Source organism: Paenibacillus sp. V4I5 (assembly GCF_030817255.1).
Taxonomy (GTDB): Bacteria; Bacillota; Bacilli; order Paenibacillales; family NBRC-103111; genus Paenibacillus_E.
The window spans coordinates 5,803,298-5,826,017 of record NZ_JAUSZB010000002.1 but is presented as its reverse complement, the minus strand read 5'-3'; the positions used below and the strand labels follow the sequence as shown (position 1 = coordinate 5,826,017).

19 protein-coding genes and 2 pseudogenes are annotated in these 22,720 nt (G+C 44.6%); 3 read left to right on the top strand and 18 right to left on the bottom strand.

Going from position 1 to position 22,720, the window contains the following annotated elements; genetic code table 11:
• Positions 1-2: 2 nt before the first annotated feature.
• Both QFZ78_RS28620 and QFZ78_RS28615 read right to left on the bottom strand, forming a co-directional pair.
• On the bottom strand, positions 3-1,580 hold the full coding sequence (locus tag QFZ78_RS28620) for a response regulator transcription factor (RefSeq protein ID WP_307552590.1): 1,578 nt from the start codon (positions 1,578-1,580) through the stop codon (positions 3-5).
• A gap of 42 nt (positions 1,581-1,622) precedes the next feature.
• Positions 1,623-2,525, bottom strand: coding sequence for an ArsR/SmtB family transcription factor (locus tag QFZ78_RS28615; RefSeq protein ID WP_307552589.1), 903 nt, complete (start codon positions 2,523-2,525; stop codon positions 1,623-1,625).
• Between the two features lie 157 nt (positions 2,526-2,682).
• Here QFZ78_RS28615 and arfA point away from each other — a divergent pair, with 157 nt between their 5' ends.
• Positions 2,683-4,194, top strand: a complete 1,512-nt coding sequence (arfA, locus tag QFZ78_RS28610) for an arabinosylfuranosidase ArfA (protein ID WP_307552587.1) — start codon at positions 2,683-2,685, stop codon at positions 4,192-4,194.
• 388 nt (positions 4,195-4,582) lie between these two features.
• Positions 4,583-5,683, top strand: coding sequence for a GerAB/ArcD/ProY family transporter (locus QFZ78_RS28605; RefSeq protein ID WP_307552585.1), 1,101 nt, complete (start codon positions 4,583-4,585; stop codon positions 5,681-5,683).
• Here the strand turns inward: QFZ78_RS28605 and QFZ78_RS28600 are convergent.
• The 11 genes from QFZ78_RS28600 to QFZ78_RS28555 all read right to left on the bottom strand — a co-directional run bounded on the left by QFZ78_RS28600 (position 5,672) and on the right by QFZ78_RS28555 (position 18,888).
• The gene (locus tag QFZ78_RS28600) at positions 5,672-5,905 is read right to left on the bottom strand and encodes a hypothetical protein (protein WP_307552583.1); all 234 of its coding nucleotides are present in this window, start codon (positions 5,903-5,905) and stop codon (positions 5,672-5,674) included. The two genes, QFZ78_RS28605 and QFZ78_RS28600, sit on opposite strands and share 12 nt — an antisense overlap.
• A complete protein-coding gene (locus tag QFZ78_RS28595) occupies positions 5,902-7,077 on the bottom strand; it encodes a Ger(x)C family spore germination protein (protein WP_307552581.1) in 1,176 nt (391 codons plus the stop codon). Before QFZ78_RS28595 ends, QFZ78_RS28600 begins: the two co-directional genes overlap by 4 nt.
• On the bottom strand, positions 7,078-7,419 hold the full coding sequence (locus tag QFZ78_RS38655) for a spore germination protein (RefSeq protein WP_373461146.1): 342 nt from the start codon (positions 7,417-7,419) through the stop codon (positions 7,078-7,080).
• Positions 7,352-8,611, bottom strand: a complete 1,260-nt coding sequence (locus QFZ78_RS28590; protein WP_307552580.1) for a spore germination protein — start codon at positions 8,609-8,611, stop codon at positions 7,352-7,354. Before QFZ78_RS28590 ends, QFZ78_RS38655 begins: the two co-directional genes overlap by 68 nt.
• A gap of 313 nt (positions 8,612-8,924) precedes the next feature.
• The gene (locus QFZ78_RS28585; protein WP_307552578.1) at positions 8,925-10,529 is read right to left on the bottom strand and encodes a cellulase family glycosylhydrolase; all 1,605 of its coding nucleotides are present in this window, start codon (positions 10,527-10,529) and stop codon (positions 8,925-8,927) included.
• A gap of 12 nt (positions 10,530-10,541) precedes the next feature.
• Positions 10,542-11,366 carry a carbohydrate ABC transporter permease gene (locus QFZ78_RS28580; protein ID WP_307552576.1) on the bottom strand — a complete coding sequence of 275 codons (825 nt, stop codon included), beginning with the start codon at positions 11,364-11,366 and terminating at the stop codon, positions 10,542-10,544.
• The gene (locus tag QFZ78_RS28575) at positions 11,363-12,244 is read right to left on the bottom strand and encodes a carbohydrate ABC transporter permease (protein WP_307552574.1); all 882 of its coding nucleotides are present in this window, start codon (positions 12,242-12,244) and stop codon (positions 11,363-11,365) included. The genes QFZ78_RS28580 and QFZ78_RS28575 overlap by 4 nt, the downstream gene beginning before the upstream one ends.
• Before the next feature lie 38 nt (positions 12,245-12,282).
• Entirely contained in the window at positions 12,283-13,596 is a 1,314-nt protein-coding gene (locus QFZ78_RS28570) for an ABC transporter substrate-binding protein (protein ID WP_307552572.1), read from the bottom strand.
• Between the two features lie 113 nt (positions 13,597-13,709).
• Entirely contained in the window at positions 13,710-14,795 is a 1,086-nt protein-coding gene (locus QFZ78_RS28565) for a response regulator (RefSeq protein ID WP_307552570.1), read from the bottom strand.
• On the bottom strand, positions 14,770-16,560 hold the full coding sequence (locus tag QFZ78_RS28560; RefSeq protein ID WP_307552568.1) for a sensor histidine kinase: 1,791 nt from the start codon (positions 16,558-16,560) through the stop codon (positions 14,770-14,772). Before QFZ78_RS28560 ends, QFZ78_RS28565 begins: the two co-directional genes overlap by 26 nt.
• Before the next feature lie 354 nt (positions 16,561-16,914).
• Positions 16,915-18,888 carry a glycoside hydrolase family 127 protein gene (locus tag QFZ78_RS28555; protein ID WP_307552566.1) on the bottom strand — a complete coding sequence of 658 codons (1,974 nt, stop codon included), beginning with the start codon at positions 18,886-18,888 and terminating at the stop codon, positions 16,915-16,917.
• Between the two features lie 146 nt (positions 18,889-19,034).
• On the opposite strand from QFZ78_RS28555, the gene QFZ78_RS28550 reads away from it, so the two are divergent.
• Complete coding sequence (locus QFZ78_RS28550) at positions 19,035-19,898, top strand: helix-turn-helix transcriptional regulator (RefSeq protein WP_307552564.1); 864 nt, start codon at positions 19,035-19,037, stop codon at positions 19,896-19,898.
• Between the two features lie 350 nt (positions 19,899-20,248).
• Here the strand turns inward: QFZ78_RS28550 and QFZ78_RS28545 are convergent.
• The 5 genes and pseudogenes from QFZ78_RS28545 to QFZ78_RS28525 form a co-directional block, all read right to left on the bottom strand.
• Positions 20,249-20,660: pseudogene (locus QFZ78_RS28545) on the bottom strand (homocysteine S-methyltransferase family protein); the annotation flags it as partial.
• 106 nt (positions 20,661-20,766) lie between these two features.
• Positions 20,767-21,723, bottom strand: a complete 957-nt coding sequence (locus tag QFZ78_RS28540; protein ID WP_307552561.1) for a spermidine synthase — start codon at positions 21,721-21,723, stop codon at positions 20,767-20,769.
• A gap of 13 nt (positions 21,724-21,736) precedes the next feature.
• A pseudogene (locus QFZ78_RS28535) lies at positions 21,737-22,296 on the bottom strand (adenylosuccinate synthetase).
• The gene (locus QFZ78_RS28530) at positions 22,281-22,496 is read right to left on the bottom strand and encodes a hypothetical protein (RefSeq protein WP_307552559.1); all 216 of its coding nucleotides are present in this window, start codon (positions 22,494-22,496) and stop codon (positions 22,281-22,283) included. The pseudogene QFZ78_RS28535 and the gene QFZ78_RS28530 overlap by 16 nt, the downstream one beginning before the upstream one ends.
• A 38-nt stretch (positions 22,497-22,534) precedes the next feature.
• Positions 22,535-22,675 carry a hypothetical protein gene (locus QFZ78_RS28525; protein ID WP_307552558.1) on the bottom strand — a complete coding sequence of 47 codons (141 nt, stop codon included), beginning with the start codon at positions 22,673-22,675 and terminating at the stop codon, positions 22,535-22,537.
• Positions 22,676-22,720: the final 45 nt, after the last annotated feature.

Here is a 22,720-nt window from a genome sequence, read left to right as displayed (position 1 = left end):
ACCTAGTTCCTTTTCTTGTTGAGATGAATTTTTTTGTATTGGCTCGGTGATATGCCCGTTAATTTCTTGAATACTTTTGTAAAATAACTATGGTCCGAATAACCTACTTTTCCGCTAATTTCGGATATGGATGCGAAATCCTGCTTCAGAAGATCCGCTGCCTTCTCGACTCTGATCTTGTTCAAATATTCGCTGAAGCCTTCTTTATTATGCGATGTGAAATAACTCGACAAATAAGAAGGATTAAAATGAAAATGCTTAGCTATTTCTGTTAGGCTTAGTGGCTCAGCGTAATGCTGGTGGATATAATCAAGAAGCATTGTCATATTTGGATTTCCGCCCATAGACCGTTTCGTTTTTATAACATCATTTGTTTCCTGTATAAATGTCTCAAGAAGCTTGATCGCTTCGCTGACATGCGACGCTTCGCCTATCGATTTGAAATAAGCATATTTCGCTTCTTCCAAATTCTTCATATCCAATTCCAAACGGCCAAGCATAATTGTTATATTAAAAATGATGTTTCCCAAGAAGGACTTGAACTCAAACACATCCGTTTGATAATGGTTTGACGCGGCCTGCACGTACCTGAGCAACTCTTGGAAGGCCTCTTCGAACTGTTGTCGATTCATTTGTTCGGTAAAGCGAGTCATATTAAATTTCGCAACCTCTTCCGAATGTTTCGGCAGTTCCCCATATACAATTAAATTGTTGGAGGTAGGTAAAAAAAAGCGATAAGCATTTATTTTCAGGAACCCATCCCTAAAGTTCATGCCGAGCTGTCTCCAATCGCTAAATGCGTCACCGACCGTCCAGCCAATCTCCGGCTGCTGATTCCTTGTCCAAGCGGCAAGCTTCCGAACGATAAATGTGAAACGATCCCACTCGCTCTTGTCCATGTTTACCAGCACAACAACCATGTTAGGATCAGTGGGAACGGGATAATAAACCGCATGATCGAAGCCACTATCAAACTCAGCAGCAATTTTCGCCATCCATTGTGAAGCGGTATGTTGATTCTTGCTCTTGCTCGGCAATTGCTTGAGATCAGCCCCCAGCAGGATGTAACTAGGATATGGAAAAGCAGTGGTGATATCTTTAAAATCGTCATCGACCTCATAACCGGAAATAAGCTTATCGATGACAAGCTTAATGGACAAGCTGCCATCGTCATTTGACTCTTCCAGCTTTAAAGAGGGAATCTTACGCGCGGTGCGCTTCAATATGTCGAGCAGCTGCTCAGCTTCTAGCTTTGGCTTTAATATATAATCAGCAACCCCGCTTTGAAAGGTGGACCTCACATATTCAAACTCACCAAAACTGCTTAAAATGATCACTTCAATTTCCGGGAATTTCGACTTTATCACACGAGTAAGCTCCGCTCCTCCCATAACAGGCATCACGATATCTGTAATAACGATATGCGGCTGCAAACGCTCTATTTGTTCAAGAGCATCTTTTCCGTTGGAAGCCTCTCCTACGATCTGAAACCCCTCTTGTTCCCAGTGCAACAAGTGCTTGATACCCTGTCTGACTAAAATTTCATCATCTACAATAAGTACACGACAAGAACGAGCCATCCCTTTACCTCCGCAATGAATTTCTATTTACCTTCAACAAAATCATTCGTAATAACTTCGTATCACGATGTCTTGATCGTAGTTGCCGAATCCCCTGCCGAATAAGGTTAAGCCACCTCGACCTCGAGCGCTATCTTCAGCACTTATTCGCAATGTCCATTGCGTGCTATCCCATTGTACATCCTTGATCGTGACATCAGAAATTTGCTGACCATCTATGAATGTACCGTTTGCATTTATTCGAAGTACTTTCATTAATCCGTATTGATTGACGTCAGAATGCCACCAATCTGGTGAGAATCTACCTCTCATTCGACCGAAATCTCCGGGACTCGTCCACATACCCAGTAATTTATCATTGATTGTAAATCGGATGTCAGAAGGCCAGTTTTCATTAATGTTGGGAGCTTCCGAACCGATTTCCATTGAGATTTCAATTTCTTGTACAATTTGATCTTTGAAGAGATAGTTGGGTAATTTATATTCAACAAACCCTCTAGCAAACCACAAAATGCCTGCATGAACGCGTTCAGGATCCAAAAAATAGGTCGGATTATCGTAATAACCGATCATCTTTTCTGTTGTTGCAATTCCACACGTAGGGGAAGCCGCGAAATCCGTATATTGGCCGACAGGCATAGCAACCTCAACGAATTTTCTTTTCAACATAGAAGAACGGGATAATTTTATTTGCAGGTACTCCGTTGACAACGAGCAATACTTATAGGTCCCGCCATTAACCCTTTTCATTTTATAGCTTACAAGCCCTGCTCTCTGCAGTTTGGTAACGTGCGTACTGACAATTGCACTGCTTAGGTAAAGCACAGAAGCCAATTCTTTAATATGCATCTCTTTTGTATATAATAAATCAATAATCTGCAGCCGCACCTCGCTCGCCAATGCTTCGTAGACCCGAAGTGATTCAGAATCCGTCGATAAATACATGACTACACATCCATTCTTGAAATAGTAATTTAGTTAATCCTACACATTTTCACATCCAACGTATTGAAAGTATTTATCTATTATGATAAATATTATATAGAATATCAACAATTATGATTTAACCTTTTCATTAATTCAACTAGGAGGAATATCTATTATGTCCATGAAATCAACTATGCTTATTGATAAGAATTTCACCATTTCAGAAGTAGATCCAAGGCTCTATGGGTCATTTATCGAACACCTAGGACGTGCCGTATATGGCGGAATTTATGAGCCAAACCATCCAACCGCAGATGAGAACGGCTTCCGACGCGATGCTCTGGATGCTATTCGTTCACTAAATGTTCCTATCATTCGCTATCCTGGGGGAAATTTTGTATCCGGCTATAACTGGGAGGACGGTGTTGGTCCAAAGGCCGAGCGGAAGCGTCTATTGGATCTAGCGTGGTGGACAACAGAAACAAATGAGATGGGAACAAATGAATTCGCGGATTGGGCGAAATTAGTCGGTTCAGAAGTCATGATGGCCGTTAATCTGGGTACCCGCGGCGTTGACGCGGCTAGAAATCTCGTCGAATATTGTAACCATCCTTCTGGTTCTTACTGGAGCGATCTGCGAATATCACATGGTTATAAAGATCCGCATAATTTCAAAACGTGGTGCCTTGGGAATGAAATGGATGGCCCTTGGCAAATCGGAGCAAAAACGGCAGTCGAATATGGCAGATTAGCGAATGAAACGGCCAAAGTTATGCGCTGGGTTGACCCATCCATAGAGCTTGTGGCGTGCGGCAGCTCAACAAGTGGAATGAGTACGTTCGCTGATTGGGAGGCTACCGTGCTCGATCTTACCTACGATCAAGTGGATTATTTATCCTTGCACTCCTATTACAATAATAATGCGAACGATTCCTCAAATTTCTTGGCGAAATCGCTGGATATGGATCAATTCATTTACAGTGTAACAGCGATTTGCGATTACATGAAAGCGAAGAAACGGAGCAAGAAAAAGCTCATGCTTTCAATGGATGAATGGAACGTTTGGAATACCATCGGATCAAGCCGTGCTGCTGAACGCTGGCAGGTGGCACCGCCGGAATTCGAAGATGTTTATACGATGGAAGACGCTCTTGCAGTAGGCTGCTTCCTGATTACACTGCTTAAACATGCGGATCGTGTTAAAATGGCGTGCATAGCCCAATTGATTAATGTGATTGCACCGATTATGACTGAAAATGGAGGCCCTCTTTGGCTGCAAACCACTTATTATCCGTACCTTCATGCTTCTTTGTACGGTAGAGGAACGGTGCTTCACCCCATTATTTCTTCACCTAAATATGATTCAAAGGATTTCACCGATGTTCCGTATCTAGAGGCCATCAGTGTTTTCAATGAAGAGCAAGGTGAAGTTACGATCTTCGCTGTAAATCGTCATTTATCAGAGAGACTTGAGCTTAACGTTGACGTCCGCAGCTTCGGTGAAGTTAGCATTCTCGAGCACTTAGTGTTGGAGAATGAAGATTTAAAAGCCACCAATACAAAAACGAAGCCCGACCATGTCGTCCCTCACAAAGGCGGTAACGCCAAAACTGACGACGGATATGTTAAGGCTGATCTCAGCAAAGCTTCATGGAACGTTCTTCGACTGCAAATAAAAAACACCTAGCTAGATTTATAATGTATTCGCCACTATTTCTTATTTTAAACCTAAAAACCGAAGGATAAAAAGAAACCAGCTAATGGATGTTACTTGATAATAAAGTCGTTTAATAATACAGTCACAAAAGCAGAGAAACCCGTCCTTGGTTAGGGCGGGTTTAATAATTTTAACCAACATTATCGTCATGCTGTCTATGTAATTAAAGGCTGAACATTGGTCATTAAGGTATTCGGCTCCCTTGCAATGCATGGTCATTGAACTATTGTTCTTCGTAACCAACACCGATGGCCACACCTGCCTCGACTACTCCATCAATGTATATAAATGTTTTAAACAATTTAACTAAGGATAAAATAGGAAAATATCAACTACGCATAAAGGTTGTGAAAAAAGAGTGCAATCCAGCGGAAAAATATCCGGAAATCAGTTAAGCTTACTTTTTTTCACCTTTATTGTTTCTACGCTCATTTTATCCGTACCCGGAATTATGGTATCTTTCGCCAAGCAGAATGCCTGGTTGTCTGTTTTTCCAGCTTCGCTTACGGGAGTCGTGAACATCTGGGTACTGACCGCTCTGTCCAAACGTTATCCCGGTCAATCGATCATGCAGTACACTGTCAAGATTTGTGGGAACTGGGCGGGCAAAATTGTAGGATTTTATTTGACTTATTATTTGTTTTTCTTTATTTCCAGCACTGTAAACGAACATGTCGGGTTTATTAACACCAACCTCCTGATGAATACTCCCTCTCTGGCCCTGATGGTCTCCATGTTGTTTTTGTGCTGCCTGGCCGTACTGGCAGGAGTCGAAGCTATCGCCAGGTGCAATGAAGTGATTGTTCTCATTATCATCGTCCTGCTGATCACTATCTTCATTTTTTCTATCCGGGATATTGAACTGACTCGCTTGACCCCGTTTTTAGCGGAGGGACTATTTCCGGTACTTAAGGGTGCAGTGGTTCCGTCCGCCTGGATGAGCCAGTTCTTTTTTCTGGGATGGTTCCTCCCGTACTTAAACGAAAAGCCGCAAAATGTCCGAATGAATTTGTTATCGGCAATGGGAGGAGTTGTTCTGTTGATCATGGCAATCGACTTAGTTACCATTATGATGTTCGGTCCGATAACGCCCCGTTTGAAGTTCGCTTTTTTGAAAGTCATCCAATATATCGGTATCCTCGGACCCTTGGAAAGGCTGGAGGCCATTGCTGTTGCCATATGGATTTTTGGGATTTTCACCAAGATTTCGATGCTGCTCTATATGTTTTCTTTAAGTGCAAGCCAGTTGTTCGGAACGTCAAATTATCGAAAATCCGTTGTTCCGGTAACTCTGTTATCCGCTGTCGGCTCCGTCTGGATTTTCAAAAATGACGCTGAATTTCAAGCCTGGATTACTTTCACCTATCCGATATTGGCACTCTTTACGCAAAGCCTGCTCCCATTGATACTGCTTACCATTGATACTCTCAAAATAAAAACCGCAAAGTTATGGGGATAAAATCATTTTTCCGAGGGGTTCGAATAGGAATTTGTAAGGAACGACAAGGCTAGGTACTTCCACTCCCGCTATCAGAAGAGCGCCAATGACAGCGGTTACGGTCATAAATAGTGCATAAATCCAAGCCTCCCGCTTCTCATTACTCCCCCATAAACGACGAATTTGTAATAAGGTGTACATGCAAAGACACAATACATATCCTGCAGACATGACAAGTTTCACTTCATAATCTCCTTTTCTTTCAAATGCAATGAAGGGCCGATAGCTCCCGTATTGTTGATGGTGAGGTTCACGGATACGGAAATTTCAGCCGCTGCAAAATGCCGATCCCATTGTTCCTCTACGATACGCCACTTTTGGGGATCTTTTCTTTGAAATTGCTGGCCGAAGCCTACGATATCCGTTTTGTATTGGGTTTGTATTTTACGCAAGAACACCTTCATATCATGTTCAACCCGATTTTCCAACGCCTTTTTGATAAGCTTTTGATTGTTCGGTTGGCCTACGTCGAGCCGAGAATTGTTTTCAAACAGATTTCCCTTTCCTTTTATATCGACATGAAATTTAAGATGATTTCCTAACATATCCGGTTCGATTATGACTTCGCTGCTCGTTAAAAAATAACCCACATTTCCATTTCCTTCAGGCAGATCGGCAACGATTTTATCCGTCTTCTTGTTTTTCTTGAACCAGAGAAAAGCGTGGGTTTCCGCATTATCCAAAAAGCCGACCAATGCAGACGATTTGAAAATTGCCGTACCTTTCATACGAAATAGTTCGTCCTTGACTTTTTGCGACGAACTAAAAAAATGAGTCGGCTCCAAAACCCCGACCGCCGGATTTATTCCCTCGCTCGCCGATGCTATCAAAAAATCCCGCAACGTGGTGGATATTCCTTCTCCCCGCATGATTTGCATTTCTTTCAAGGCTTCGGCGGGAACCAGTTCATAGGGGTAATGAACTTGCAGCAGATCCCCAGCTTTCATTCCTTTGACGACAAATACATACGTTTTTAACCGGTTCCGCGGATGGCGGCTGAAAGAGTCCAGAATATCGTTAATTCCATGCCTGGCCAAAGATTCCCCGATTAGTATAACGCTGCGATGCGAAAAAAAAAGCGTTCTGGACATTTTTTGCTGAAGCTTTTGGTCAAGATCAAACGCATTTTTTCCAACCTCCGAAATCAGAAAGAACCTGTCCCCTTCTTTAACCCCCGTAGTTTGAGAGGATGGGGAAGGCACGGAAATCTGAAGTGTCGCCCGTATGTTTCCGTCTTCCATCAAGTCCAGTCCTGTTCCCATAACCAAACCGATATCATTGATTTCCATGCGATCCCAACAGCCCGTAATGACCAGTGGAATCAACAAAATCCCGATTCGTAACCATCGTTTCAACTATTCTCTTCCTTCCCGCTGCGGCGCTTTAGTAGCCCTATCGTAAGAGGGAATGGATATGCCGACGCCATTTTTCCGGGGAACCCGGAACCACACATCTTTAATTGCCCTTAGAGAAAAGGGAGCCACAGGTGTAAAATAGGGAACGCCGAAAGATTTCAAATGCACGACGTGGAGCAAAATTCCCAAAAAACTGAGCGCTATACCGTATAATCCCAGAGATCCCGCCAAGAAGATGATCGGAAACCGAAGCAAACGGATCCCATTGGCAAAATTAAATCGCGGTATGACAAAGGCGGCTATACCTGTCATAGATACGACGATAACTGTGGGAGCCGAAATAATGCCCGCCTGTACGGCCGCCTGCCCGATGACAAGCGCGCCGACGATGCTTAACCGTCTGTCCTATCGTTCTTGGTAAGCGAAGCCCAGCTTCGCGTAAAGCTTCAAACATGATTTCCATCAGCAAGGTTTCTATCATGACCGGCAATGGCACCAGCTCCCGAGCGGAGGCGATGCTCAGCAATAAACTGGTAGGTATCATTTCCTGATGGCATGTGGTCACCGCTACAAATAAAGAAGGGGCAAAAATAGCGATAAATAAAAAAATAAATCGGATCCACCGTACGAAAGTAGCTACAGGGTAACTTAGATAGTAATCTTCGCTTGCCTGCATACCGTTCCAAAAAGTAACTGGAACAACGAGAACGAAAGGGGTATTATCGACCAGAATGGCAACCCTTCCTTCCAATAGTCCCCCTGCTACGACATCGGGCCGTTCCGTGACTTGAACGGTTGGAAAAAGGGGAATTGGATTGTCCTGAATCAGTTCCTCGATGTAACCACTCTCCAATACACCGTCAACCCGGATAGAAGCGATTTTATCTCGTACCTGGTCAACGACCGATTCATCGGCAAGTCCTTCGATATAAGTCACTAATACATTCGTTTCCGTAATCTCGCCTAAGGTAAAGGCCTCCATTTTTAGACGAGGGGTACGAATATAGTTGCGCAACAGCCCTACATTCACTGACTGCCTTTCGATGAATCCCTCTTTTGGCCCCCGGATAACCGGTTCCGAAGAAGGCTCTTCGATGCTCCGATGAACCAAGCTATTTACTGTAAGACAAACGGCACTCGTTTCACCGGCAGTAAAAACGATGGCATACCCACGCAGCAAAAGTTTGACGATTTCCGCCCAATTCGACGATGTTACCGATTTGCCGACCGGTATTGATTCGCTATCCAATGTTTCCGTTTCTTCAGCAATCCGTTCATATGGTTTTAAGACTAGATCGCTCACTTTTTTTTCGTCAGTTATAGTTTCAAGATAGACAATTAATCGCTTGGCTTTCCCGTCAACCGCATGAATTTTGTGGCAAACCAAATCCGAGCATTTTTGAAACATTTGTTTCACAAAGGCTTCGTTTTGTTCGATAATAGACGTTACATCTTCCTTATCCAGAATAGTATCATCTCTTTCATCTATAATGGGTGGACTGCCGACTAACCATTTTCGTAACCATATCGTCACTGTAAAAATCCTTCCATTGACATTTATGCTATTTATAGAATGTCTTGGAAAACAGAAATTATCCGTATTTAATCATAAATAAAGGGTAACCTTTAGGTTACCCCCCAAAAAAAACATATAAATACTGTTAAAAAAGAGCTGCAGTTGTTATCAAGACCTAAATCCCAAAAAGCCATAAGAAACAACAGGAATGGAATAAAGTGCTCCAGTTTTCTACTTAAACACTCACAAATAAAATAAGCATTCACCCAATAGAGTGAACGCCTACTTATAAAACCCAAACCCACACTCTCTAGTTCATACTTTGCCTGAACTAAGCCTCTATGCTAGTCGGAATGATTTCTAACCATTCAAGCCGAACGAGAGCACCTTTAGCTTGAACTACAATACGATGTGCCCCTGGTTCAAGCGTGAACGGTTCTCTGATATTTGTGTTCTCGCCATCTACCGAGATTGCCAGACTTCCGTTTTCATCAAGCTCATTAAGGTGAATGTTGATCTCATAAACCGTGAAATCCGTAAACTTAGGAACATAAATTTCGTAGGCCAGCCAATCGCCTTCAGCTAAGTGTACTTCTAGGCGCTCATCCTCCTGCCATGCCTCTCCTTTACCATGCTCGAAGTTTGCTGTCTCCCTTGCACTTGCGACAAACCGAATGTCCGTGCAGTCATGGATGCGAAAGCCAACATTCTGATTCGATGGCTGCTGGATGCCATAACTGACACCTTCTCCCCGATACCCGTAGAAAATAGCAGGTATACGAACGGGAGGTCTGCTTAACAAGGCGTCAACAACATCGCGGTAATACACACATTGGTCGAAAGCTAAATTAGTTAGATATTCCCATAAGATTTGTTGTGCTGTTATCTCATCCGGCTTCGAACCACCCTCTAAGTAATCAACCAGCATCTGCCAATCACGGGGAACCTTAACGCTGCAAGGTGAATTATCTTTGCCCATCTTCTTCCAAGTCCAGAAATTCCAAGAGATATTGTTATCTTCAAAAAGGCGGAAAGCACCCGCGTACCATGCTTTGTTATTCTCGCCACCTTCACCCATATAAATGGGCACGTTCCACTCTTCACGCTTATCTAAGTAGACTCTAATGCTCTCCGTATCTGGATTATTCCAATATTTATGGAACTGCAGCATCAGATTATGATCGATTTTCTCCGTAAAAATCGACCAATCCGTTGCCCAATGGGCACCTTCTAGAATAATCAGGTGGCGATCGTCTACTTCTCTGATTGCCTTGACGATATCCCGGTAAAGAGGCATGACCTCACCGTTATACGTAGAGAACCAGTTGGGCAGCGGCTCATTGAGCAGATCATAGCCCGCAACAATCCACTCATTCTTGTAGTGCTCTGCGAGAAAACGCCATAGCTGAACAGTAAGACGCCTATTCTGTTCTTCTGTAAATAGCTCCGGCAAGTCCCGTTCAGAGTCGTCTATATTCGTACCCGTCTGGCCCCCAGGTGCCCCGTGTAGATCTAAAATCACATAAAGGCTGTGCTTACGACACCATCCGATAAGACGATCAATGAGTTTCATTCGATGCTCTTTCACCCGAAGAGGCTCACCGTCTTCAATTAAAAATCTTGCGTTTATTGGCACCCTAACCGAATTGAATCCTTCAGCGGCAATCTGTTGAATATCTGCTTCCGATGTGTGAACATCATAGTAAATGTCCCAAAATCTTTCGGCCTCCCGTTCCCCGATCAGCTCATGAATCATCTTTTCAATACGCCGCGGACGATCTCCTTTCTCCGGAAACATCCACATATAGCCCTCAGGGAGCAGCCAACTCCCGAAGCCGACGCCTCTTAGCAGCACCTCGCGACCTTCTCCGTTGACTAGTCTCTTCCCGTCAGCTCTAAGAAAGCCAACAACTTCGTTCTCACGAATTGAGCTCATTAGTTTTCACTCCTATCCCTTTATTGCACCGTCTGCAATACCCTTCATAATGTATTTTTGCAGTAATAAATAGAAGAGAACGACCGGCAGCATGGCCAGAATCAATGCAGACAAAATGGCAGACCAGTCATTATTCCCGTATTGACCGAACAGCATGTTGGTGGATAATAGCAAGGTATACGTCTTATAGTTTGTCAACATTAGTAACGGTAGAAGAAAGTCGTTCCATATCCATAACAGGTTTAAAATCGCTATCGTAGCCGTAATAGGCAGTAATAACGGAAATATGATGACAACATATAATCGGAACTCACCGCAGCCATCAATGACAGCTGCTTCATCCAGATCGCGGGGGATAGACTTCACAAAACCATGGTACAAAAAGATCGCAAAGGCGACACCCGTGCCTATATATATCAATCCTAGACCTGTCGTTGAGCCTTGCACGGATAGCGCTTTGGAAATTTTAGTCAGCGTTATCATAATAGAATGAAATGGTATCAACGTGGACATGACAAACAGCAGAAATATAAATGCACTTAACTTCCCAGGTGTCCTAGATAGTTTATAGCCAGCCATCGACGCGCATATAATAATGCCTAACAAGCCAACCGATGCGATATATACCGTATTTCCTAAGCTTCTAACAAAATTAGTCTTATGGAATGCGCCAATATAATTTCCTACTTCCAAATGGGTAGGCAGCGACAAAATATTATTCATCATGGCGCCTTCCGTCTTAAAAGAGTTCAGCAGTCCCATGTAGATCGGAAACAACGTAAATATGGCAGCCGCAATAAGGATCATCAGAATCATAAAGGAACCGATTCGCTTCATGATTCCACCTCTCTTCTCTTCATCAGCCACAGCTGAATCAAGGTGATCAAGAACACGACTAGAAATAATATCATCGCCTTAGCATTTGCGTACCCATATCGATTACTTGATTTAAATGCTTCTTCGAAAATGTTCAGTGCGATGACCTGCGTCGATCTGCCTGGACCACCGCCGGTTAACGAGTAGACAGCATCGAATGCTTTAAACGAGCCGTTAAGAGTAAGAAAGATACCGATCGTCAGGGCCGGATAAATCATCGGAAGCGTCACATAACGAAACGTTTTAAAAGCATTCGCTCCATCCATCGCAGCCGCTTCTTTCAGATGCTGGGGCACACCCTGCAAGGAGGCGATATAGATCACCATCAGGTAACCGACACCTCCCCACAGGGACACGATGACGATGGCGAAGAACGAATAAGCCGGATCACCGATCCAGGATTTATCCAAAAAGGAGAATACCGTATGTTCGGCTATATACGGAAGTACTTTAGTGAAAATAAATAACCACATAAAGCCGCCTATGATCAAGCTGATCATATTGGGCATGAAAAAAATCGTACGGAACCATACCTTGCTGCGGCGTCTGGATTCCACGAGAACCGCCAGAAGCAGAGCGATCGCATTCTGAAGCACAACCATGAACACGACATATTTAAGGGTGAAGCCTACCGACTTTAGGAAGAACGGGTCCGCAGTCAATGCCTCGATGTAATTAGCCAATCCCACCATCCGATACGTGCGATTCAGTCCGTTCCAATTCGTAAGGCTGTACCATGCGCCCCCGAATGCGGGGGCGAGTACGAATACAGCGTAGAATAATAGAGCGGGAAACACGAAGGCTAATAGGATGACCGTCTTTTTTCGTTTCGTTGTCATTAGCCTATTCTCACTCCCGGTCACCATATATAGCCATGCTATTGCTGACCCTTAATCGCGTCTGCCCATTTTTTATCCAGCGCTTTGATAATCTCGTCTTTCGTTACTTGCTTCGCGTAGTAGCTTTGCAGCAGCTTCGCTTGTTCATCCGTGATGCCATTAGGGAGAGACAAGTCCTGATAAGCCTTCCCTTGAGAAACGTAGGTCATCGCTTCATCGATCCAAGGGAATGATTTATACGTGTGAACCTTAGATACGGGATTGAACTTCAATTCTTGGAACAAGGCTGACGAATCCTTCGCATCAAGGATGTAATTTAGAAGATCCATGGCAACCTCTTTATTCTTGCTTGTTGGAGATACCGCTAGAGACGTGGACGTTGATAGGTTAATCATCGTACCTTTCGGGTTATTGCTCACTGGAAGCGGTGCTACACCGAATTCGATTTTCGGGTTAACCTTCTGAATCGCTTCTGCTTGCCACGGACCTTGAACCCACATTGCCGCTTTTCCGTTAGCGAAATCGGTTGAGCCCTGGGCGCTGCCTACTTCAAATGGCTTATCTGTCCCATTTTGCATAACAATATCAATAATATTGAATACGTCCTGGACGTCTTTGTAGGAGGCTTCACCCTTATTCATCTTTTGAATCCAATCCGGATGCTCCGAATTCACAATCCCACCGAGCGACAGCGCCATGATCAGCTGCGGAATCCATGCCTCTTGAAAAGACAACTCGAATGGTGTCACTTTATTCGCCTTCAGCTTCTCAATAACCGCTTTCATTTCATCTAATGTTTGAGGAGCTTTCAAGCTTAAATCATTGAACACTTTTTTGTTGTACAAGTATCCCCATTCCAAGCTTTCAAGCGGTAATGCTACTATTTTTCCGTCAAAGGTTACCGTCTTTTTAACGTTATCGAACAGGCCTGCCGCAAACGGCTGATTGGATAAATCACTCAAGTAACCGGCTTTGTAATAACTAGGTACGTCTGCTACAGCGTGTAGGGTGAACAAATCCGGCGCATCATTGGAAGAAAGGCGAGTCTGCAAGATTTGCTTGGCTTGGTCAGGATTCGGCATTTCAAGATTGATGGTGACATCAATATTTTTTTCAGCTTTTTCCTTTGCCTTAAATTGTTCAAAATACTTGTCAAATTGATCCTTAAACCGTGGAAAGCCCATAAATACTTTCAATTCAACTTTCTTCGCTGGTGTAGATGCTGCCGGTTTCGAGTCTGCCGGAGCCGGCGTAGCCTCTACCGCACCGTTACTTGAGTTGGAATTTGTGCCGCAACCGACCATCGCTCCCAATAAGGTAACACTTAGCATTAAGTGAAGCGCTTTCTTCATTCTTCATTTCCCCCTAAAGAAGATTAGTAACTACAATTTCAGTATAGAGGAGAAGGGTTTTATGAATCATTTGATGTTATTAGCATTCGTTATTGCACTTTATTGATTCCGAGCTACTCCTTACGCATTTCCCCTGGTGTGAGTCCGAAATGTTTCTTAAACACGCGATAAAAGTAAGCAATATCCATATAGCCAGTTAGCTCTGCTACTCGTTTGATGGCAAGTCGTTGATCCATGATTAATTCCTTAGCTTTCTCCATCCTCTTACGAACGATATAATCGGATAAATTTTCCCCGATGGAAGCCTTAAATGTTCGACTTAGATGCTCCTTGCTCACAAAAAAATGATGAGCGACCGTCTCAAGAGAAATAGTTTCTTGGTAGTGGCGGTCAATGTAAGCCTGTACGTCCTCGGGGGCTAATCGATTTTTATTTTTGCGGTACGCCTCTATGGCATCTATTGCATCAATTAACCAATCACGCAGGATGGTATGAATCTCTCCTAAAGAGTACCCACTTAACAACGCAGCACGTTTACGTCGCTCTTCGATCCAAGCTGCATCCAAACCATAATCCGTACCAGCTGTAAACTCTTCCAGCAAGTGCAGAAAATCATGCGCAATTCTAGCCGGTAATCTCCCATCTTGCGTCACTGTATAACCTTCGGATAAGAGGTCCTCTATCTTTTCCATTGTATGGAGCACAGCGGGGCGATTAAGTTCCAAGAGATACTCATAAACCTGCTGCCGGTAATTCAAATAGGTGTCCAGCATCTTTTTATCCGTAAAGACGTGCGTATCCCATGAAGTTGGTATTTGTAGTGAAGCCTGCAGCTCTTCCACGCACCGAGAAAGGGCATCGTTCAATTCGACTGGATTAATCGGCTTCAAAAGGTATTCGATGGCACGGGAACGTATCGCCTGCTTCAAATAAACGAAATCGTCAAAGCCACTCATCACGATTATTTTAACTTCGGGGTATCGCTCGTTTAATACCTTCAGGAGCTCCACACCGTCCAGTCCCGGCATTCGCATATCGGTGATCACGATGCTCGGATGCAGCGTCTCAATCAGAACGATTCCTTCCCGCCCACCATCTGCTTCCCCAATGATATTCAGTCCAAGTTTGTTCCAAGCTCCCAATGATCTAACGACTTGTCTGGCCCAAAGCTCGTCATCGATGATCAATACGTTCAGCATCCGTTTCTCCCCCTTCCTCCTGCGTCACAGCAGCCATTACTAATACAACCAAGGTCCCTACCCCTGTCTTGCTAAATATTCGAACACCGCAGCCCTTGCCGAATTGCAGCTTGAGTCGTGCATGCACATTCCTTATTCCGATTCCCCTTTTCTTTCTTACATCGTTGTTCCTTGCTCGAGGCGCCAGTCGTCCATCTCTCAAATCCGATCGCAAATCGCTTAGACGCTGCTCGTCAACGCCTACCCCGTCATCCTTAATGAAGATAAAGACTCGTTTATCTATCAGCCTTATCCGAATCTCGATATTCCACTTGCCTTCCTTACGCTGCAGTCCGTGTTCAAACGCATTCTCGAGAATCGGTTGGAGTGTGAATTTAGGAAGCCTTGCGGTAAGTGCCCTCTCATCTGTAGATACATGCATACAGCAACGATCTGCGAAGCGTTGTTCCTGAATATAGAGGTAATTCCGCATATGCTTGATTTCGTCTTCGAGAGGTACCAAATCACCATCTGCGCTAATGGAATAACGTAATAGCTCCCCCATTACCCGGGTAATTTCATAAATTTCAGGCGCACCCTTCACCAATGCCATTCCCCCCATCAAATTCAGGGTATTATTGAGAAAATGCGGGTTGATTTGCGCCTGCAGAGCCATTAATTGCGCATTCTTCAAATCGATTTCCTGTTGATATTCAACCTCGATCAATTCCTTAATACGCTTCATCATGGAATTATAGCCGTTTTCCAGCAATCCGATTTCGTCCCTGCTTTGGACCGGAGACATTTTAAAATTATGAATATGTGTCATCTTCATTGTTTTGGCAAGCTTGACAATCGGCCTGCTAATTCGAAGCGATACGAAAATGGAAAGCAAAATAGAGGCTATAGCAAATAGGGTTCCTGTTAAAATCCCTGCTTGGATCGTCGGTTGTGCGCTTTGGTTGACTGTACGAAGTGGAATGACTTTCACCACCGTCAGTTGACCGTCTCCGACTCGTTTTAAGAAATAGAAATCCGTCTTGGTTCTACGAAATGCCAATTCAAAATCATTCTGGTTGAGGCTTTGAAGTTGGGACTGAAGCTCTGCGGCATCCATTGTCTCCGTTGAACCCGACAAAAGCTCCCCTTGATCGTTAATCAAGTAAACCGAGCTTTCTGATTCTGATTTTAAAATATCACTGACTTCCCTCCACACTTGCTTGTTTATACGGACGGAAATACCGCCTAACAGCATACGATCCTCAAATCGGTTCATACTGTGATAAGCATAGATGGCACTGCCGGATTGTTTAAAATACATATTGATTGGTGTTTGAAGCATACGTCCCCAGTTGCCTTCCCGAATGTTTAAGGAATAAATGGTTCCGCTGTTTGCATAACTGACTGAAAATGCCTTTTGGATTGGATGAATATATAAATTCAACTCGTCTACCTTTCTGGAATTTGCATAGAAGGCAGACGTTAGTGTGTTTTTGATATAATTTTGTGTGTTAAATTGTACCCCGATATCAGGGTTGTTCATATCATTAAGACCAGCCATAAGCGTTTGGTTAATTTGTAAGGAATAAAACAAAATATCGATTTGCTGATGGAGCTCCTCCAAATATTGATCGGCCCATAACATCCTCGAATTGTTCGCATTAATGATTTCCTTCTCTACGGAACTCCGTGTATTATTCGTGGCAATCCATGTGACGGTTACAACCGGCAGCGTGGTTAAGCAAATCATTAGTACCATCAATCGAAGACGTAGGCTTGTTCGCATCGTAGTAGAATTCCTTTCTGAACGAAAATAGCGCTATCTTCATGTTACTTTATCTTTTAAGGAATAGCATTCCTATTTTTGGCGGCTTAAAAGTCAATTCCATTGGATTATTCCAATAGAAGCACGAACTTCGAAGCCTGAGAGCAGATTCCATTGGAAAAATCCAATGGAAGAGTGAATTTCAGCTCGTTTTGAATACGGATCGAAAGTCCATATTTAAAGCGCTTTCAACAATTAATTTTAGAGCTGCTGAATGCAGATGTCATTCTAATTTATTGATTACACGATTAGAAAATATTGATTTCGTAAAAATAATAGGCGACCACCCTAAAGAGTGATCGCCGATAAAAAATTTCAAACACGAATCCAGACCGTCATTTCGCCCGGCTGTCTGTTGCCCCACAAGTAATACGGTACAGCTTTAAGCTTTACCGGCTCAGACACTTGCTGCTGCGCAAGCGGACGGTACGCCGTATTCTCTTGCCAGGAAGCTCGTTCATCGACGCGACCTTTCGCTTCAATGACGACCGCTCCACCGAGCAGCTCGGCGTCGTAATACGATTGCAGCTCCGCTTCACGATCGATAGACAAATTCGAAAGCAAGCTGCCGTTGTCCGTTTCCTCCAGACAATAAACTAGCGGACCGCGTTCAAAAGCAGCTTTGCCTGCATTGGCCCTGATCTCCGGATGCGAGGTAATCAACTGCGCCTCAAGCACTGGCTCCCACTCCACGATGTCTCCCTGAGCCCATTGCCTATTTACGGTCGCATATCCATTCTCAACATCGTATTCCGAAATCATGCCGTTAATTTTCATCACAGCTTGCCCATAGCACCAAGACGGAATGCGCAGTGCAAGCGTGAATCCTGCATCCGGAACAGCAGTTAATTCAAATCGTACATAACCTTCCCAAGGAAGACGCGATTGCTGCTTCAGCGCCACTTGACCGACAGCTAGCTCGAACCGTGCTTCGCTGCCGATGAACAGATGCGTATAAATTTTGTTTTCCTCTGCGGAAGTTGTATAAATATAATCGTTCAAGGAAGTGAGAAGCCGCGCCACGTTAGGTGGGCAGCAGGAGCAGCCGAACCACTTCTGCCGTACCGACTTCACGTGCTTGCGGTCCGGGTTATTTAAGGAAGCCTTCGGCCATACTTCCAGTGGATTGACGTAAAAATAATGCTTACCATCCTGCGACATACTGCCTAAAACATTGTTGTACAGCGCCCGCTCTAGGACGTCAGCGTACTCGCTCTTCACCTCCAGAAGCAGCATGCGGCGGGCGAAGAAGATTAGACCGATCGAAGCGCACGTCTCAGCATATACGGTATCGTTCGGCAAGTCGTGGTCGAACGTAAACGCCTCACCTTGATGCGTCGAGCCTATGCCGCCTGTAATGTACATCTGCCGCTTCGTCGTGTTATCCCACAATCGATGGCATGCTTCGATCAGCTCCCGGTCATTTGTCAGGCTTGCGAGGTCGGCCATCGCCGTATACATATAGACGGCCCGTACGGAATGGCCTACAGCAACGTCCTGTTCACGAACTGGCAAATGCGCCTGATTATAAGCAATCTGCCCGCTGGTCGGAATCGGCATCTCCTTTTTCATCCAATGACTGTACCCATCTCTTTGCTTGCATTCCTCAATCAGAAAGTTCGGCGACTGCCCGCGCTCATCGATGAAAAATTGCGCCAACTTCAAATAACGCTCCTCATCCGTCGCTTGATACAGCTTCACTAGCGCCAGCTCTATCTCCTGGTGGCCGTCATAGCCTCTCAATTTGCCTGGCTCGCGACCAAATACGGTGTCGATATAGTCGGCAAATTTGCACACGACATCAAGCAGCCTCCGTTTTCCCGTGGCATCGTAATACGCAACCGCAGCCTCCATCATATGGCCTGCGCAGTAGAGCTCGTGTGCTTCATGAAGATTCGTCCACTCATTGCCCGGTTCTTTGATCGAGTAATACGTGTTCAGATAACCATTGCTGTGTTGGGCCTTGGCAATTAGCTCGATCAACTCGTCCACAGTTTGCTCCAGCTCGGGGTCCGGTTGGCTTGCAAGCGAGTATCCGACCGCTTCAATCCACTTCGCCACATCGCTGTCCTGAAAAACCATCCCTCCGAATTCGCCTTCTTCGATCCCGGCCGCAATCCGGAAATTACGAATCGCATAGCTAGGCTCAGCATCTGGAATCCGGTCGTTAAGTGCCTCCCATTGATAGGGAATGACCGTCCCCCGCACCAGCTCTGTAAACTGATTCCAAAATCCGTCCTGTATGCTTACACGCCTACTACTCTGCCGCTCGCTCATTGATATCCCCATATGCATATCCTCCTAGAACTGTACATGATTTATATGACATTTGATTATTGCTCTCATCCAGTTTATCCTTGAATTTATAGATGAACTACGAATAAAACAAACCTATTTTTTATAAAATTTCACACTACACTCGGAGGGGATCGGGAATGAACGAATCGGGAATCATTTGGATGGAGCTGCCGCCGGTACCCTATTACATTACGACCGGGTTATCGACCTTGAGTCCAGGAGAGCAACATCCGAGCCGGCGGAATATCGGCATCTTCGATCTGCTTTGGGTTGTCAAAGGGACGTTATACATCGGAGAAGAGGATAGGCAGTGGGAGGTAACGGAAGGACAGACACTACTGCTATTGCCCGACCGTTATCACTATGCGGTGAAGCCCTGCGAGACGGAGACTGTTTTCTATTGGAATCACTTCGATTTTAAAGGGAATTGGCTCCAGGCGGCGGACAATGCCGCAAACCCAGCCTACCCGGTCCAGCATATATGGGCAAACCCCTATACCATTCGGATTCGGCAATACGCCTCACCGCCGGAGTTTACCCTTGCCGAGTGCCACCTTCGCAAAATGCTCGCATCGTCAGACCAACATCGCTCGGCGACCTTTTGGAACGAGCAGCAGCTGTTCATGGAGCTGCTTCGTTTATTAGAGGAAGGGTACAATGGAAGCGACTCTTCCCCTGCCTTAAAGCTCGCGGAGAAAGCAGAAGCTTACCTTCGGCAGCACTATCAGGCTGACGTGACGAATGAATCACTTGCGGAGGCTCTTCATTATCACCCGAACTATGTTGTTAGGTGCATGAAAGAGATCTACCACTGTACTCCGATGGAATATCTGCACGAGTATCGATTGGAACAAGCAAAGCTGCTGCTGATCAAAACAGATTGGCCGGTCGGGCAAATCGCTGAACGTGTCGGTTTTCAATACGCCCCATACTTCTCCAACTGCTTTAAACAGTATGCCGGCATCTCACCTCTGCGTTTTCGCAAGCAGTATTCACATTAGTCGTTCTGCTAATGACGTAGTACTTACAACGCACAATCGATGACCTACTTAGCTTTCCTTTGTTAACTTCTATGCGTTCAATCTTTCCAGAGAAGTGAAGCCAGATCCATCTCACTCACACCTGCTTCGCCTGTACCGGAGTGATTACGATCCATTCTAAGCTTACCGTCAGCAGCCGAATAGCTCACTTCCGTGTACTCGGGACATTAAGTGTCTCATTTCATAACTTAGGAATAAAACGAACTATATATTTTCCAGTCGGGGATTTCATTCTACGGTATTTAAAGGTGGCACCTAAATATTCAAAAAAGACATTCGAATAGTTTCCTTTGCGTTTAGCATCCTTGCAAGGCTTTAACATTGAGCGTATCCTGTGAAGTCTCGATTAAAAGCGCATCAACGCCGCACTCGATCAAGGCTGCCGCCTGATCATAATAGCTTTCTTCCAACTGTTCGAAGGTCACGCCTCCTGTGACAGAGAGCGTTTTGGTCGTAGGCCCCAGAGCCCCTGCCACGTAACGCGGCCATTCCGGTGTCGAATATTTCTCTGCCGCTTGAATGGCCAGTTTCGCAGCTGCGACATTCATTTCTCTCGATTTATGTTTCCGGACGCGTTAGGACGAGCACTTCATTACAGCCATCCAGTTCTTCTCCGCCAAAATCATCGGCTGTTAGATTCGCCTGCTGAATCATTGTCCCCATGGCGCCATCCAGGATCAGAATCTTCTTTCGCATTTGTTCTTGAATCGATGGTTTTTGCATCGTTAATCTTCCTTTCACTTGATATGTAAAGCACATCCCCGCTTTAATTTGCAAAAAGATTAGCAAATTACAACGGGGACTCGATTTTCCAGCGATGGAATAGCTATCAGTGTCGTTCATGGATGTCAGCTAAAGCTCTGTTACTATCTGTCTGGATCTTTCTCAGCCGCCATTTTCGCAAATACTTGCGAGGGATATGGAGCATATCCTTCAGTCTTGCTGAGGTTAGATAGCTGGTTGGGAGCAAAATCTTTACGTTTGAAGGCGATATAGGTCTAGTTGCCGCTAAACAGAAACACCAATCCTCCCCATATCTCTTCATGACATCAAAATGATAGGGCACTACATAAAAACCGGATGCCTTAAGCGTTGCCATTACACTGAAGCCGTATTCTGGCATGTCTGAAAGTACGGAGCATGCTATGGAAATGACTCCTCCTGGTGCCAATCGCTTTTTCAAGAGACTAAAAAACTCTCGGCTGAAGAGACGGCCAAGTGCGGGTGCCGTATAGCTTGGTTCTGGGAGGTCGATGATGATGACATCCCACTTCCTCTGGTTCTTCTCCACGAACGACCTGCCGTCCTGAATGACTGTTCGCACCTTAGGATTTCTCAAAGACCCTTTATTGAACTTCACCAACGGCTTCAAATTCCTGCCTAATTTCATCATGACGGAGTCGATGTCAACAACGGTGATCGCCTTTACATCTCGATATCGGAGTACTTCTCGCGTTGTAATTCCGCCGCCGCCGCCGACCATCAGGATGTTCTGCTTTTGCTTGGCAACGGCCATGGGTATATGGACCAATGATTCGGCCCACATGTTGTCATCCTCAGTGGTGCCGAACATCACATAGCCGTCTCCATAGATCAGCACTTTGCCATTGGCTAGCTTGACCACCGCGATTCGCTGATAGCGCGTCTTAATTCGGCGCAAAATACGATACTTCCCATCTGGCTCATCATCCTCTGATACATAATCCCGAAGAGACGCAACTCTTGCTTTGATAAGTGACATATTGATTTTACTATTCGATCTTATCTGCGCTTTTTTATAAATCACGAATATCCTCCCCTTATGGTTGAAATACTTTATTCACTACAATCGTTTGATCACGCTCTGGTCCAACGGAAAAAATAGAAACTGGAATACCTGTTAATAAAATGATTCTTTCAATGATTTGACGCGCATTTTCAGGCAGTTCCTCCAATGACTTGACTTTAGTAATGTCCTCCGACCAGCCAGGGAGTTCCTCATAGATTGGCTCACACTTTGCTAAGATGTTAAGACTAGCTGGGAAAGATTCCATGACTTCGTCATTATATTTATAGGCCGTACAAATCTTTAAGCTATTAATTCCGCTCAAAACATCGATCGAATGAAGAGAAAGTCCTGTTACTCCACTCACTCGGCGAGCATGGTTCCATTTCCAATTACGCAAATTTTATCCTTATAAAAAATTCCGGAAGGAATCAAATGCAGTTTATATTTGTTTCCGGCAAACACGATGGTATGACCCGCATTATTGCCGCCTTGATAGCGGGCTACAACGTCCGCTTTTTCCGCTAAATAATCGGTAATCTTCCCTTTACCTTCATCCCCCCACTGCGTACCTACAACTACGACGGTTGACATCCAGCAATCCCTCCTTCTTGGTCCTTACTCTTCACATACCTCGTCAATTCCGCCGTCATTTCATACCGCATAAACGGAGTAATTAAATAAATGCCTTTAAAATATTGGTGAACGGTATCCACGAGCTCCATCGCAATTTCCAGTCCTTGTTTTCTTGCATTCTTCGCCCTGGTAGCGAGCCATCTTAGCAAGTACGTCATCTGAGAGCCGTATGCCCGGGACTTGATGATGAAGAAATTCAGCATTCCGATAGCTGGTTAATGGCATGATCCCAATAAAAATAGGAATAGATAACTGTTGAGTAGCTTGCGCGACCTGTTTGTTCTTGAACCATCTCCAGTAATGTCCTTTGCTTAGGAGGATCTGAACCTTTCTTCATTCTCTCACCCCTATTCTATTAAAAATTACTATATTCTATGTGATA